Source organism: Actinoplanes sp. NPDC051346 (assembly GCF_040682215.1).
In the GTDB taxonomy this organism is placed as follows: Bacteria; Actinomycetota; Actinomycetes; order Mycobacteriales; family Micromonosporaceae; genus Actinoplanes.
In genome coordinates this window covers 328,870-341,186 of the sequence record NZ_JBFBAJ010000002.1, presented here as the reverse complement: position 1 = coordinate 341,186, position 12,317 = coordinate 328,870, and the positions used below count along the sequence as shown (strand labels likewise).

At 69.7% G+C, this 12,317-nt stretch carries 13 protein-coding genes; 8 read left to right on the top strand and 5 right to left on the bottom strand.

All coding sequences use genetic code 11. The annotated features are described in order from the left end of the window. Positions 1–22 precede the first annotated feature (22 nt). Together AB0M36_RS05980 and AB0M36_RS05975 are read left to right on the top strand one after the other, a co-directional pair. Positions 23–781 carry an FHA domain-containing protein gene (locus tag AB0M36_RS05980; protein WP_364154266.1) on the top strand — a complete coding sequence of 253 codons (759 nt, stop codon included), beginning with the start codon at positions 23–25 and terminating at the stop codon, positions 779–781. Between the two features lie 12 nt (positions 782–793). Beyond that, on the top strand, positions 794–1,186 hold the full coding sequence (locus AB0M36_RS05975) for a hypothetical protein (protein WP_364153111.1): 393 nt from the start codon (positions 794–796) through the stop codon (positions 1,184–1,186). Between the two features lie 84 nt (positions 1,187–1,270). Here AB0M36_RS05975 and AB0M36_RS05970 read toward each other — a convergent pair whose 3' ends face one another. Next, positions 1,271–2,557, bottom strand: coding sequence for a M23 family metallopeptidase (locus AB0M36_RS05970; RefSeq protein WP_364153108.1), 1,287 nt, complete (start codon positions 2,555–2,557; stop codon positions 1,271–1,273). Between the two features lie 195 nt (positions 2,558–2,752). Between AB0M36_RS05970 and AB0M36_RS05965 the strand changes: the two genes are divergently transcribed. Both AB0M36_RS05965 and AB0M36_RS05960 read left to right on the top strand, forming a co-directional pair. Beyond that, positions 2,753–3,655, top strand: coding sequence for a helix-turn-helix transcriptional regulator (locus tag AB0M36_RS05965; protein WP_364153106.1), 903 nt, complete (start codon positions 2,753–2,755; stop codon positions 3,653–3,655). Between the two features lie 84 nt (positions 3,656–3,739). Then, positions 3,740–4,708, top strand: a complete 969-nt coding sequence (locus AB0M36_RS05960) for a zinc-binding dehydrogenase (RefSeq protein WP_364153104.1) — start codon at positions 3,740–3,742, stop codon at positions 4,706–4,708. Positions 4,709–4,751: 43 nt separating this feature from the next. On the opposite strand, the gene AB0M36_RS05955 is transcribed toward AB0M36_RS05960, so the two are convergent. Continuing rightward, the gene (locus AB0M36_RS05955) at positions 4,752–5,366 is read right to left on the bottom strand and encodes a hypothetical protein (RefSeq protein ID WP_364153102.1); all 615 of its coding nucleotides are present in this window, start codon (positions 5,364–5,366) and stop codon (positions 4,752–4,754) included. A 195-nt stretch (positions 5,367–5,561) separates the two neighbouring features. Between AB0M36_RS05955 and AB0M36_RS05950 the strand changes: the two genes are divergently transcribed. After that, positions 5,562–6,173 (top strand): hypothetical protein, encoded by a 612-nt coding sequence (locus AB0M36_RS05950; RefSeq protein WP_364153099.1) that lies wholly within the window; start codon positions 5,562–5,564, stop codon positions 6,171–6,173. 7 nt (positions 6,174–6,180) lie between these two features. Here AB0M36_RS05950 and AB0M36_RS05945 read toward each other — a convergent pair whose 3' ends face one another. Beyond that, positions 6,181–6,882: an endonuclease/exonuclease/phosphatase family protein gene (locus AB0M36_RS05945; protein ID WP_364153097.1), complete on the bottom strand. Its 702-nt coding sequence runs from the start codon at positions 6,880–6,882 to the stop codon at positions 6,181–6,183. 178 nt (positions 6,883–7,060) lie between these two features. On the opposite strand from AB0M36_RS05945, the gene AB0M36_RS05940 reads away from it, so the two are divergent. After that, complete coding sequence (locus tag AB0M36_RS05940) at positions 7,061–7,390, top strand: hypothetical protein (protein ID WP_364153095.1); 330 nt, start codon at positions 7,061–7,063, stop codon at positions 7,388–7,390. A gap of 34 nt (positions 7,391–7,424) precedes the next feature. Here the strand turns inward: AB0M36_RS05940 and AB0M36_RS05935 are convergent, their stop codons facing one another. Beyond that, positions 7,425–8,285: an ABC transporter substrate-binding protein gene (locus AB0M36_RS05935; RefSeq protein WP_364153093.1), complete on the bottom strand. Its 861-nt coding sequence runs from the start codon at positions 8,283–8,285 to the stop codon at positions 7,425–7,427. Between the two features lie 135 nt (positions 8,286–8,420). Here AB0M36_RS05935 and AB0M36_RS05930 point away from each other — a divergent pair, with 135 nt between their 5' ends. Beyond that, positions 8,421–10,019 carry a methyl-accepting chemotaxis protein gene (locus tag AB0M36_RS05930; RefSeq protein ID WP_364153090.1) on the top strand — a complete coding sequence of 533 codons (1,599 nt, stop codon included), beginning with the start codon at positions 8,421–8,423 and terminating at the stop codon, positions 10,017–10,019. A 95-nt stretch (positions 10,020–10,114) separates the two neighbouring features. Beyond that, the gene (locus AB0M36_RS05925) at positions 10,115–11,461 is read left to right on the top strand and encodes a phytase (RefSeq protein WP_364153087.1); all 1,347 of its coding nucleotides are present in this window, start codon (positions 10,115–10,117) and stop codon (positions 11,459–11,461) included. 8 nt (positions 11,462–11,469) lie between these two features. Here AB0M36_RS05925 and AB0M36_RS05920 read toward each other — a convergent pair whose 3' ends face one another. Next, positions 11,470–12,210 (bottom strand): GntR family transcriptional regulator, encoded by a 741-nt coding sequence (locus AB0M36_RS05920; RefSeq protein ID WP_364153084.1) that lies wholly within the window; start codon positions 12,208–12,210, stop codon positions 11,470–11,472. Positions 12,211–12,317: the final 107 nt, after the last annotated feature.

The following is a 12,317-nucleotide window of genomic DNA, read 5'->3' as shown; positions in this document are numbered from 1 at the left end:
CCAGCAGCATGAGGAGGTGCTGATGGTCGACTTAGTGCTCGACATCGCGATACCTGGCACGCCATCGTTTCGGGTGCCGTTGCGGCCCGGGACCGCGCCGCTGCTTGTTGGTCGGGCCAATGATTCCGATCTCGTCATAGCGTCGCCATATGTGAGTCGTCATCATGCGTGGTTCAGCGCGGGCAACGGATCTTGGTGGGTCGAGGACGCTGGTTCCTCGGCCGGGCTCCTGCTCAACGGCGATCCCGTCACCCGGCGCCGCCAGCTCCATGGCGGAGATCGGCTGCGCCTCGGGAACGTCGACATAGTGATGTCGCTGTCGACCGGCCCGGAGGGGAACGGGCCGGGTGGCCGGTCGGCCGAATATCACATCCAGGAGCAGAGGGCCGGCACGATCAATATGGTGGACGGCGCCCAATACAACTCCCATTACAACCAGGTGATTCAGCAGCGGGAGAGCTTCGCTCGAGAGATAGCGGCGACGCGCAGCAAGGCGACGATTCTGATCGTCATCGGGTTTCTCATGGTGTGCGGCGGCTCTGTCACGTTCATGATTCCGCTGCTGGACTTCATGAACGACTTCGGTTCGGTGTCGCCGCAGGAGACCATCACCGGCGGCAACTTCTACGGCCCCAAGGTCGGAGGCGTCTCCGTCGGTCTCATCGGGTTCGCGATCGGCTTCATCGGTCAGTTCGTGTTGATCGCCGGCATCGTGCTGCGCGTCGTCGCCGCCGCGCGGAGCCGGAAGCTGAACAGGCTGCCGAGACCGGAGGCCTACTAGGAAGGAACGCTCATGGGGTTCGAGGTCACGAACCAGCACGCCAACACCATCAACATGGTCGAGGGCCAGCAGAACAACATCATCGGCGCGCACGGGAACGTCACCATCGCCCAGGAGGTGCAACCTGAGCTCAGGGAGCTCCGGGCGGTCATCGAAGGGCTGAGGAATCTCCCGTCGGGAGCGTCCACGGCGGCGGTGCGCGAACTCGACGGTGCCGAGGCGGCGGTGTCGCGGCCGACGCCGGACCGGGAGGAGTTCGCGGAGCGGCTGGGCCGGCTCAGCACCGTCCTGGTCCGAGCAGGTGCGCTCGCGACCGCCGGTCAGTCGCTGAGCGGACCCCTGATCGAGCTGGCGCGAAAGCTTGGGCACCTGGGCCAACCGATCCTGCGTGCCCTGGGAATGTGAGGGCCACGCCCCCGGTCCGCCGATCGATGGGCAAACGGTGACGCGGCCGGCTTCCCCCGGGTGAAGCCGGCCGCCGTCGGCAGGTCAGTACACGATTCCCTGGGTGTTCCGCCGGTCGCCGTTCCAGTCCCCCACGATCGGGATCTCCCGGCCGTCGCCGTTGCCGTAGGCGACGGAGTGCGTGACCTCCGCGCTGTCGCTCACCTCGCTCGTGCGGAAGTAGTAGCGGTTGCCCATCCGGACCCCGATGTTGTCCTTGCCGTTGCCGTCCCAGTCGCCCACCAGCGGGAGCGCCCCCGGGTTTCCGTAGGCGACGGTGCGGGTGGCCTCGGGTTGGTTGTTGGCCGAGGTCCGCAGGTAGAAGAGGTTCGAGCCGGGCTTGGTGACGCCGAGGTTGCTGACCCCGTCGCCGTCCCAGTCCCCGATCAGCGGCGTGTCCGCGGGGTCGCCGTACGCCACTGCCACGGTGGTCTCCGTCCCGCTGGTCACCGGGCTGGTCCGCAGGTAGAACGTGTTGCCCATCCGGACCCCGACGTTGTCCCTGCCGTCGCCGTCCCAGTCGCCGACCAGCGGGACGGCTCCCGGGTTTCCGTACGGGAAGTTGTACTGTGCCGCGCCGGTGGCGGGATCGTTGCTGAGCAGGAAGCGGCCGCTGGTGGGGTCGTACGCGCTGACCGTGTCGGTGCCGTCGCCGTTCCAGTCCCCCACCACGGGGATCATCGGGCTGTTGCCATAGTGGATCACCGCGCGGGTGTTCTGGCTGGAGGCTGGATCGTCGGAGAGGTAGAAGTCGAGCACTCCGAGATCCGGTGTGCCGCCACCGCCGCAGTTGTGGCTGGTGAGCACCTGCGAGCGGCCGACCTCCACGGTGACCAGCTGGCCGTCGAACGCGGAGCGTACCGTGGTGCCGTCCTGGATCTGTTCGAAGTGCAGGTGCGGCGCGCCGCTGTCACCGGTGCTGCCCACCCGGCCGATGAGCTGGCCTTGGACGACCGTCTGGTCGAGCGACACGGCCGGCGCCGAGATCATGTGCAGGTATCGCGTCTGCCAGCCGTTGCCGTGGTCGATGCGGACGTGCCAGCCGCCTCCGTCGTCGTAGGCCGACTTGACCACCCGGCCGCCGGCCGCGGCCAGGATCGGCTGGTTGTTGCTACCGCCGCCGACCTTCATCAGGTCGAGGCTGTTCGGGTTGGGGATGTGGTCGCTGCGGGTGCTCGCCGTCCATTGCTGCCCGCACGGGAACGGCAACTTGAACAAGGGGCGGGGGCCCGCGGCCTGGCTGGGACCGGGAGCCGGCAATGCCACCGCGACGCCGGCGAGCGCCAGCCCGAACGCGGCGACGAGACGCTTCGAGAAACTGCCCAAAGGCACAATTTCCTCCAGTTATTTGGGAGAGAGGGGTCAGCGAATTGCCCGGCTCTCCGTGGCCCGGCGAGAGTCAGCGACAGCCTGCCGTCTGGCCGTCCTCGATGGAAGGCGCCGGGACGGGAAGGGATGAAACGCCGTGTCCACCAGGGATTTCCCGCGCCAGCGGGACGCCCGGTCGGCGCGCCCTACCCTGGAACCATGCATCCTGCGGGGGAGACGATGGGACGGTCCGGTGCGGCGCACGCATTGGCGTCCGTGCTCACGGATCTGAAACGCCGCAAAGGGCGCAGCTTCGAGGCGTTGGCCAAGCGGCTCGCGGTCAGCAAATCAGCGTTGCACCGCTACACCTCGGGGGAGGTCGTACCCGCCAAATTCAGCATCGTCGAATTGTGGGCGCGCGAATGCGGCGCCACCCCGGCCGAGATCGCCGAGTTGCACCGGCTGTGGCGCACCGCCACCGCGGAGCAGGAGAGCCGGTTGGCGGGGAGCGAGCCCGCCGCGACGCCGACGACGACCGCCGCAGCCGCCGAACCGGCCGACGGCGGGCAGGTCGGCTTCCGGACGTCCGGTCGGCTTCGCCGCGGATGGCTGGTGGCGGCCGCGTTCGTCGCCGTGGCGGGCATCGTCGCCACCTCGATCGCGCTCGCCCGCTCCGGGAAGGCCGAGGAGCCGAAGTCCACGCCGATGAGCGCGGCGGCCGACGACGGATCTTCGGGCCGCTGTGAGGCTCGGGCCGGGGTACGCCACGTCGACGCGCGCCATTCCGGCCACATCTGGCGTACCGACTATGTCTGTCCGAACACCACCGGCGTCGCGCTCTACGACGAGCCCGGCGGGACGCGGAAGATCGCCGTCATGGAGACCGGCCGGAGCTGGTTCACCTGCTGGACCTCGGGGCCGGACCGGGCGGCGGGAGGCTCCCAGGTCTGGTACTACACCCGCGGCGATCGCGGCGAGCCCGGCGCCGAGGCCTGGGACGGGTGGGGCTTCGTCCCCGCCGAGCACGTCCTGCTTCCCGCCCACCCGGCGCCGTCGATGCCGGACTGCTGGTTCGTGCCGGACGCCCCGGCATCCGCGACGACCCCGCCACGGAAAGCGTGACCCGCCACGGAAAGCCTGACCCGCCGCGGAGAGCCTGACCCGGCGCTTGACCTCAACCTTGGTTGAGCTTGAACACTGTCGGACATGCGCGCGATTCAGGTGGCCTCATTCGGCGGTCCGGAGACGTTGTCCTTGGTGGAACTGCCGGATCCGGTGGCAGGACCCGGTCAGGTCGTCGTCGGCATGGCCGCGGCGGACGTCATCTACCTGGACACCCTGCTGCGCGGCGGCTGGGGTCAGGATTTCTTCCCGCTCACGGTGCCGTACGTGCCGGGTGGCGGCGGGGCGGGCACGGTCGTGCGGGTGGGCGACGGCGTGGATGCGGCATGGGTCGGCCGACGCGTGGCTGTGCGGGCCAGCACCGGTTACGCCGAACAGGTCGTCGCCGACGTCGACGAACTCGTGCCGGTGCCTGACGGGCTGGCCATCGAGGCGGCCGCGGCGCTGGTGCACGACGGGGTGACCGCGCTCATGTTCGATCGGCTGGGAGCGCCCGAGGAGGGCGAGTGGGTGCTGGTTCTCGCGGCCGCCGGTGGAGCCGGATCGCTGCTGGTGCAACTCGCCGTCGACGCCGGCGCGCGGGTCGTGGCCGCCGCGTCCAGCGAGGCCAAGCTCGCACTCGCCCGTGAGCTGGGCGCCGAGGTCACCGTCGACTACTCGCGGTCCGATTGGATCGACCGGGTACGTGAGGCGACCGACAACGGTGTCGCCTTGGTCTACGACGGGGCCGGCGGCGCACTCGGCACCGCCGCCGTGGACGCTGTGGCCGACGGCGGTCGGTTCGTCACCTATGGAACCGCCGCGGGTCTCGCCGATCCGGACGCCACCTCCGCCGCGCGTCGGGGCGTGCGGGTGTTCACGCCCCTGCTGGACCGCCGACCCGACCGTAAGATCCTGTCTGAGCTCCTCGACCTGGCCTTGCGACGGGCAGCGCGCGGACAGCTGCGACCCGTGGTGAGCGCCACCTATCCGCTGGAGCGAGCCGCTGACGCCCACCGGGCACTGACCTCGCGGACGACGATCGGCAGGTCGCTGCTGTCACCCGGCGGCTGACCGGGTCCCGACGACGAGCGCCGGGACCCCGCCAAGAGTCCGCTCAGGGTGCGACGTACGGCTTGACCACCGGCCGGATCGTCTTGTTGTCGATCGACGGGTAGTACTTGCTCTTGTCCTCGCCCGACCGGCGGAAGGTCACCACCGGGCAGTCCTTCTCGCTCTTGGTGCCCTTCTTCTCGAACACGCTCTTGCCGCTCTGCGCGTCCAGCACCCGGATCCGGTAGTCGACGTCGTACATGGTCATCTTGTACTTCTCTTTGGTCTCGCGGTCCTCCATGTCACAGATCCGCGACGTCGGCTTGGTGGCGGTCTGCTCCACGCACACGACCAGCTCGGTCTTGTCCGTCCCGGCCACCGTGTCGACCATCCACGTCGCCGGGAAGTCGCTTCCCGACGGTGAGTCGACGTACCAGGAGTCGTCGGTCTTCTTGACCACCGCCATCGGGTGCACCCGACCGGCCTTCTTCTCGTACGCGGTCAGACCGGGGAAACCCAACCCGTCCGCGCAGGTCCGTTCGAAGTCGCTGCCGGTCCGCGGCTTCTCCGGCTTCGCCGCCGCGTACTGCTTCTCGGCCTCGGTCGGCCCGCTCCCGGACGAGCATCCGGCGCCGGCCAGGGTCAACACGGCGACGGCGACAGCGACAGTACGTCTCATGAAAATTGCGGTCCTCTCCCGCTCGGGCTCAGATCGTTGAAGATCACTGGCCCGAAGTATCGACCGGAGGCCGGACGCGCTGTCAACTCGGTGACGAATACCTGTCTGAAGATCACGGACGGATCGGGCATTAGCCCTACTCCATCATGATCACCCGGGGGCGGGCGCGCCGTTCGACCCGACTACCCTGCGGCCATGGCTTTGACTCCGGACGAGTTCTATCAGCACGCGCTCGCCGTCGCGAACGGCGAGCACCGCCTGCCGCTGTCCCGCATGACGGGCTGGGAGATCAGCCCGTTCGAGCAGGATGGACTGCGGGTTTCGCCGCTGGTCCCGCCGGTGGCGGCCGAGCCGCCGCGACATGGCGAGGACCCGGCGGACTGCGACATGTGCGCCGAGAAGGACAAGGGCATCTGGTTCAATGAACGCTGGCGGCTGGACCGGATCACCGGCGCCGGCGTGCCGCTGGTCCTCATGCTCTACCCGCGCGACCACTACGACCTGGCCGAGCTGAGCGACGAGATGGCCGCCGAGCTGGGCGTGCTGAGCACCCGCGTCGTGCGGCACATGCAGGCGGTGCCGCACATCTCGCGCGCCCACATGTACCGCTTCGGCGACGGCGCCGCCCACTTGCACATGTGGTTCTTCGCCAGACCCGAGGGCCAGACGCAACTGTACGGATCGTGGCTGGTGGTCTGGGACGACCTGCTGCCGGAGTACCCGGCGGACCTGGCCGACGCGGACGCCGCCCTGGTCGCCGACGCACTGGTCGCCTCCTCCGGAGGATTCCGCACCGCCACCGCCTGACCGGCTGTCACGACGCCAACGGCGTCACCTCGGACAGCACCGGGAAGTGGTCGCTCGCGACACGAGTCTGTGAGGTGTCCACGACCCGGTAGTCGCGTACCGACCAGCTCGGATCAACGAAGATCGCGTCGATCCGCCGGACCGGCCCGCGGGTGGGGTAGGTGGGCACGTCGCCCTGCCCGGTCTCCTCGGCCGCGTCCCGAAGCCCGTCGGCGATGACGCGCCACGCCGGGCCGGCCGAGGTTTCGTTGACGTCCACGCCGACCAGCACCGGGGCGTCCGCGGAGTTCAATGCCTTCTTCAGGATGTGGGCCTGCCGCAACCGGGTGGCGCGGTCAGTCGACAGGTGCGAACCGGTCGCCACGAACTCGGCGCCCTCGATGGCACAGCGCACCAGCACCGCGGCGCGTGGGCTGTGGCGGTAGACCAACGGATACCGCACCACGCCCCAGCCGCGCGCCGTGACCGCCGTCGATATCAGCACGGCGTTGCCGCATGCGGACAGTCCGCCGAAGGCGCGCGCCATGCCGAACCGGCCGGCCAGGTCGACCCACCACGTCCGCGGGTCGGACCACCGCAGCGTCTCTTGAAGGATGAGCACATCCGGCGCGAGGTCGCGAACCGCCGCGGTCAGCGCCGCGGTGTCGCCGCCCCAGCCTTTGATGTTGTAGGAGACGACCCGCGGGCGCGGTGCGTCGGGCATCGACATTCTCCGACCGTACGCACCGCGTCACCGCCGACCAAGACCCCGTCGCCCAGGCGGGGAGCCGACTGATCCCGTGACCTGAGCCACACCCCGTCCCGTTTTCCGGTGCTCTGGCGGATTCGTGTAACTCGCGGTCGGCGCCGTGACGCTACGGTGTCGTTCGAAAAACGGGGAGGAATACATGAATCTACTGTTCACGATCGCCAAGAACCGGTGGGCCGCGCTGATCGTCGGGCTCGCGCTGATCCCGTTCGGGCTGGTCCACGCCGCCTCGACGGAGGTCACCTGCGGCGGCCAGGTGATGAAGCAGGGCGACACCTGCGCGACGACCAAGCGGTCGTCCACCACGGAGCGTTCCTACGACGAGCAGAAGAAGGACGACACCACTGGCGGCTACATCCTCGCCGGTGTCGGCGGAGTCCTGGTGCTCGTTGGCGCGACGCAGTTCGTGCTGCGGAGCCGCCGTCGCTCGGCGGAGGCCGCCGCCGAGGCCCCGGCGAACGCGAGCTGATCGCCCGGCGGGCGATCAGCTCGGCAGCTGTAGGTCAGACCCCGCCGTCGATGGCGGCGGTGGTCAGCGCCTCGGCGCCGAGACCCCACTTGTCCAGCACCTTGGCGTAGGTGCCGTCGGCGATGATTTCACGCAGGGCGAGCTGCACGGCGTGGCGCAGCTCGGTCCTGTCCTTGGCCAGGCCGATTCCCATCGGGCTGGCCTCCAACTGGACGCCGACCAGCTCGAACGCGCCCTGGCCGTCCTCGACCTGGGCGGCGGCGCTGGTGTATCCGTCCACGACGGCGTCGACGGCACCCTTCTTCAGCAGCGGGTACGCCTCGCCCGAGCCGACGGCGTGCACGCGCGGGGCGGGGCGCCCGGCGGCGGTGCACAGCTTGGCCTGGGCCTTGACCAGGTCGTCCTGGGTCGTCTCGGCCTGGAACGCGACCCGGCGACCACACACGGCGTCGAGACCCTTGATCCCCTTCGGGTTGCCCTGTGCCACCACGACCTGCGAGCCCTCGATCAGGTAGTCGACGTACGTCAGCTTCTCCTGCCGTTCGGCATTGTCGGTCATGCCGGACATCACGGCGTCGGCCTTGTGGTCGGCGACGGTGGGGATGATGTCGTCCCAGGCGACGTTGCGAAAGTCCAGGCGCAGGTTCAGCCGCTCGGTGAGCGCGACGGCGAGGTCGTAGTCGACGCCCTGCGGCTTCTTCGCCTCGTCGTAGAACTCGAACGGCGGGTAGGCGATCTCCGACGCCACCACGAGCACGCCGGCCTCGCGGACGTCGGCCGGCACGGCGGCGGCCGCGGCGTTCTGGCCGTTCGGCGCCGCGCTGGAGTAGCTCGCACCGCCGACGGTGACAGCGGTCGCGACGGCCAGCGCCGCCATGACACGGATCGCGCGCATGAGCTTCTCCCGAGAATTGGCCAGCTTGTGCCCTTCTCATCGGCCGGCGCCAGGGCGAGATGAGATCAGGTCACCCTCAGCTCCCGAAAAAGTCTGCCGATTCGAAAAGAGGAACTCCTCCGTCGGAAGGTCGCCATGATCCGCGTTGCGCCGCGCCTCACCCTGGGCCGCAAGATCGTCGCGCTGGCGACCGCCGGCCTGGCGCTGGTCCTGGCCGTCGGCGGGATCGGCCTGCTCGCGGCCGGTCAGCAACAGCGTGCCCAGGACCGCCTGGTCCGCGCCACGGACGCCGTCCGGGCGGAGCGGGCCATCGCCGCCGCACAGGCGGTGCTGCGAGGAGACGTACTCGCGGCCATGGTCGCCCGCACTCCCGAGCAGCGCCGCGCCGCCCTCGACAGCCTCGGCGGCGACGCCGCGACGCTGCGGGACAGCATCGCGGCCCTGCACGCCGATAGCGCACCGGCCCCGGTACGGGCCGCGGCCGCCAGCCTGGACGACAAGGTCGAACTGCTGATCACGCTGAGTCAGCGAGTCGTGAGCCTGGCCAACCTCGGCGTCACAGACCCCGCCCAGGATCGGGCCCGCGCCGCGCTGCCCGAGTTCCAGAAGTCCTCCGAGGCACTCAGCGCCTCGATGGAACCGGTCGAGGTGGCTATCACCTCCGAGGCCGGCCAGGCCCGCCTCGACGCTGACGCCGCACAGCGCTCCGCCCGTACCCTCACGATCGCCGGCAGTGTCGCCGCCGCCGTCTTGCTGCTGGGCTCCGCGGTGGTGCTGGCTCGCCACACCAGTCGCCGTCTCGCGGACTGTCTGAAGGTGGCCAACGCCATCGCCGACAAGAACCTGTCCGTGCATCCGCACGTCACCGGCTCGGACGAGCTGACGGAGCTCTCCCTGGCGATGGGCCGGGCAACCGACAACGTCCGCACGGCCATCACCGAGCTCGACGAGGCGGCGGACACCCTGGCCAGCGCCTCGGAGGAGATGCACGCCACGAGCGGGAGCATGACCCAGGGCGCCGAGACGACGGTGCGGCGCACCTCGATTCTGTCCAGCGCGGCCGGCACGGTCCACGAGGCGGTGAACGGGGCGGCGTCCAGCGTCACCCACATCGGCGGTTCGATCGACGAGATCGCCTCCCGCACGGTGGAGGCCCGCCGGATCGCCGCCGACGCGGCCGGCGCGGCCGCGACCTCCGGCGAGCTCGCTCAGCGCCTCGACGCGTCGAGCGCCGCGATCGGCGACGTGGTCAAGCTGATCACCTCGATCGCCGAGCAGACCAATCTGCTCGCCCTCAACGCCACCATCGAGGCCGCCCGTGCCGGGGAGGCGGGCAAGGGCTTCTCCGTCGTCGCCGGCGAGGTCAAGGATCTGGCCCGGGAGACCGCGTCCGCCACCGAGGACATCTCCCGGCAGATCGACGCCATTCAGCGCGACTCCCAGGCGATGCGCGACGCCATCGCCGAGGTGGCCCGCATCGTCGGCGACATTAACGGCACCCAGGACGTCATCGGCGAGGCCGTGGAGGCGCAGAGCCGCGCCACGGCGGAGATCTCGGCCAGCGTGGAGCGCGCCGTGGCCGCCGTCGACGGCATCACCAGCAGCCTCGACGAGGTGGTGCAGGGCGCGTCGCTGACCAGCGTCGGCGCCGGCGAGACCCAGAGCGCGGCGATCGATCTGGCGCGGCTGGCGGTCCAGCTCCGTACGCTGGTCCGCGAGTTCCAGCTCAGCTGACGACCGTCTATATCGAAGCTCTTCTTTGTCAGGACATCTTGATGTAATGTCTCTTGCGATTGGGTCTATGGGCACCCCTTACGCTGGGAGGCGCCATGCATCTCCGCCCCGGTCACCGCCTGCTGGCAGTGGCCACGACTCTCCTCTGTGCCACTCCCACACTCTTCGCCTCGGCGGCTCACGCCGCCGGACTGCCTCAGGTCGACGCCGAACTGGAAACGGCGGCCCTGTTCGACGACGAGGCGGGTAACAACTCCAATGCCGACGACCCGGCCATCTGGCTCCACCCCACCAGCTCCAGCCGCAGCGTCGTCGTCGCCACCGCCAAGGAGGGCGGCCTGCGGGTCTACTCGCTGAGCGGCAGGCAACTCCAGTCCATCGCCGCGCCGGCGTCCTCCGGATCGGACGAGGCGGGGCGGTTCAACAACGTCGACCTCGCGTACGGTGTCCGGCTGGCCGGCGCGTCGGCGGATCTCGCCGTGGTGTCGGACCGGGGGCGCGACACACTGCGGACGTACCGGATCAACCCCGCCGCGGCGGCGGCCCGACAGGCGCCGCTGACCGACGTGACCGACCCGGCCGCGCCGCTGGTCTTCTCGAGCAGCCCCGAGGAGGTCGCCGACCAGACCACGGCGTACGGGCTGGCGACCTGGCGCGACCCCGCCTCGGGGCAGCAGTACGCGCTGGTCAGCCGCCGCCACACCACCCAGATCTCGCTGGTCCGGCTCATCACCACGCCGGCCGGCACGGTCACCTACGCCGTGGAACGCCGACTGAGCCTGCCGTCCAGTTTCCGGTTGCCGGACGGCTCCACGTGGACGCCGTGCGCGGACCCGGGCGAACTGCCCCAGGTCGAGGGCATGGTCGTCGACGCGCAGACCGGTGTCCTCTATGCCGGGCAGGAGGACGTGGGGATCTGGCGGTTGCCCGCCTCGCTGACCGGCACGCCCGTGCTCCTGGACAAGGTGCGGGAGTTCGGGGTGCCGGCCACCTACGATCCGGACACCGAGGAGTGCGAGGTTTCCGGACCCGACCCGGGCGCGGGCGGCAAGCACATCTCGGCCGACGTCGAGGGACTGACGATCTACTACCGTCGCAACGGCCGGGGCTACCTGCTCGCGTCGAGCCAGGGTGACAACACCTTCGTGGTGTACCAGCGCTCAGGCGCCAACCCGTACGTCACGAACTTCCGGGTCGGGCCGGACTCGGACGGCCCGGACGGCTCCGAGCAGTGCGACGGTGCGATGGTGCTCAACGTGCCGCTCGGCTCGGACTTCGACGAGGGCCTGCTCGTGGTGCAGGACGGCGTCAACACCCCGGACGTCCAGGATCCCGAAGGCGAGGTCCGGACCAACACGAACTTCAAGTTCGTGGAGTGGGAAGACGTCGCCGACGAGAGCGGGCTGGCCGTGGACACCAGCGGCTGGAATCCGCGGTGGTGAACACCCGCTCACCGATCGACGAGGGCCATCTCGAAGCTGTAGAGCGCCGGCCGGTAGACGTGGCTGCCGTATTCGACGGCGCGGCCGCTGTCGTCGTAGGTGGTGCGGACCATCGTCAGCAGCGGAGCCCCGCGCCGTTCCGCCAGCAGGGTCGCCTCCCTGCTGGTGGCGGCGCGGGCGCCGATGCGCTGGGAGGCCACCCGCAGGGTCACCCCGACCGTCCGCAACAGTTGGTACAGACCCTGCTCCTCGAGCCGCTCGGGAGTCAGATCGGCCAGTCCGGTGGGAAGCCAGTTCTGCAGGATGGCCAACGGCTCCTCGTTGGCGTAACGCAGCCGCTCCAGCCGCACCACCTCGGTGCCCGGCGGCTGGTGCAGTGCCACGGCGACATCGTCCGTCGCCGGCACCACGCCCGCGGAGATGACCTTGGTGGTGGGATGCTGGTTGGCCCGGCGCAGGTCGTCGTAGAGGCTGCTCAGCTCGACGGCCCGCTTGACCTGACCGTGCACCACCTGGGTGCCGACACCACGCTTGCGGACCAGCAGCCCCTTGTCGACCAGGTACTGGATCGCCTGGCGCATCGTGGGGCGCGACAGGCCCAGCTGGTCGGCGAGCACGATTTCGTTCTCCAGCTTGGCGCCGGGAAGCAGCTCGCCCCGGTCGATCATCCCTTCGATCTGCTGGGCGACCTGGAAATATAGCGGAACCGGGCTGCGTCGGTCGACCGCCACGTGCACTGGAGTGCTCAACAGATCCCCCTAGGTCCTTCTCCACGACCAATCTACAGGTCGTCAGAATGTCAGGACAAATATCCACAGTCCATTGTGGCCACTCCCCTACCCTCCCGGAAAGGGTG

Excerpts from the sequence above, each read along its gene's own strand:
- AB0M36_RS05940 (WP_364153095.1), top strand. The coding sequence starts at position 7,061 with ATGAATCTACTGTTCACGATCGCCAAGAACCGGTGGGCCGCGCTGATC.
- AB0M36_RS05965 (WP_364153106.1), top strand. The coding sequence starts at position 2,753 with ATGCATCCTGCGGGGGAGACGATGGGACGGTCCGGTGCGGCGCACGCA.
- AB0M36_RS05930 (WP_364153090.1), top strand. The coding sequence starts at position 8,421 with ATGATCCGCGTTGCGCCGCGCCTCACCCTGGGCCGCAAGATCGTCGCG.
- AB0M36_RS05960 (WP_364153104.1), top strand. The coding sequence starts at position 3,740 with ATGCGCGCGATTCAGGTGGCCTCATTCGGCGGTCCGGAGACGTTGTCC.
- AB0M36_RS05925 (WP_364153087.1), top strand. The coding sequence starts at position 10,115 with ATGCATCTCCGCCCCGGTCACCGCCTGCTGGCAGTGGCCACGACTCTC.
- AB0M36_RS05935 (WP_364153093.1), bottom strand. The coding sequence starts at position 8,285 with ATGCGCGCGATCCGTGTCATGGCGGCGCTGGCCGTCGCGACCGCTGTC.
- AB0M36_RS05955 (WP_364153102.1), bottom strand. The coding sequence starts at position 5,366 with ATGAGACGTACTGTCGCTGTCGCCGTCGCCGTGTTGACCCTGGCCGGC.
- AB0M36_RS05975 (WP_364153111.1), top strand. The coding sequence starts at position 794 with ATGGGGTTCGAGGTCACGAACCAGCACGCCAACACCATCAACATGGTC.
- AB0M36_RS05945 (WP_364153097.1), bottom strand. The coding sequence starts at position 6,882 with ATGTCGATGCCCGACGCACCGCGCCCGCGGGTCGTCTCCTACAACATC.
- AB0M36_RS05950 (WP_364153099.1), top strand. The coding sequence starts at position 5,562 with ATGGCTTTGACTCCGGACGAGTTCTATCAGCACGCGCTCGCCGTCGCG.
- AB0M36_RS05980 (WP_364154266.1), top strand. The coding sequence starts at position 23 with ATGGTCGACTTAGTGCTCGACATCGCGATACCTGGCACGCCATCGTTT.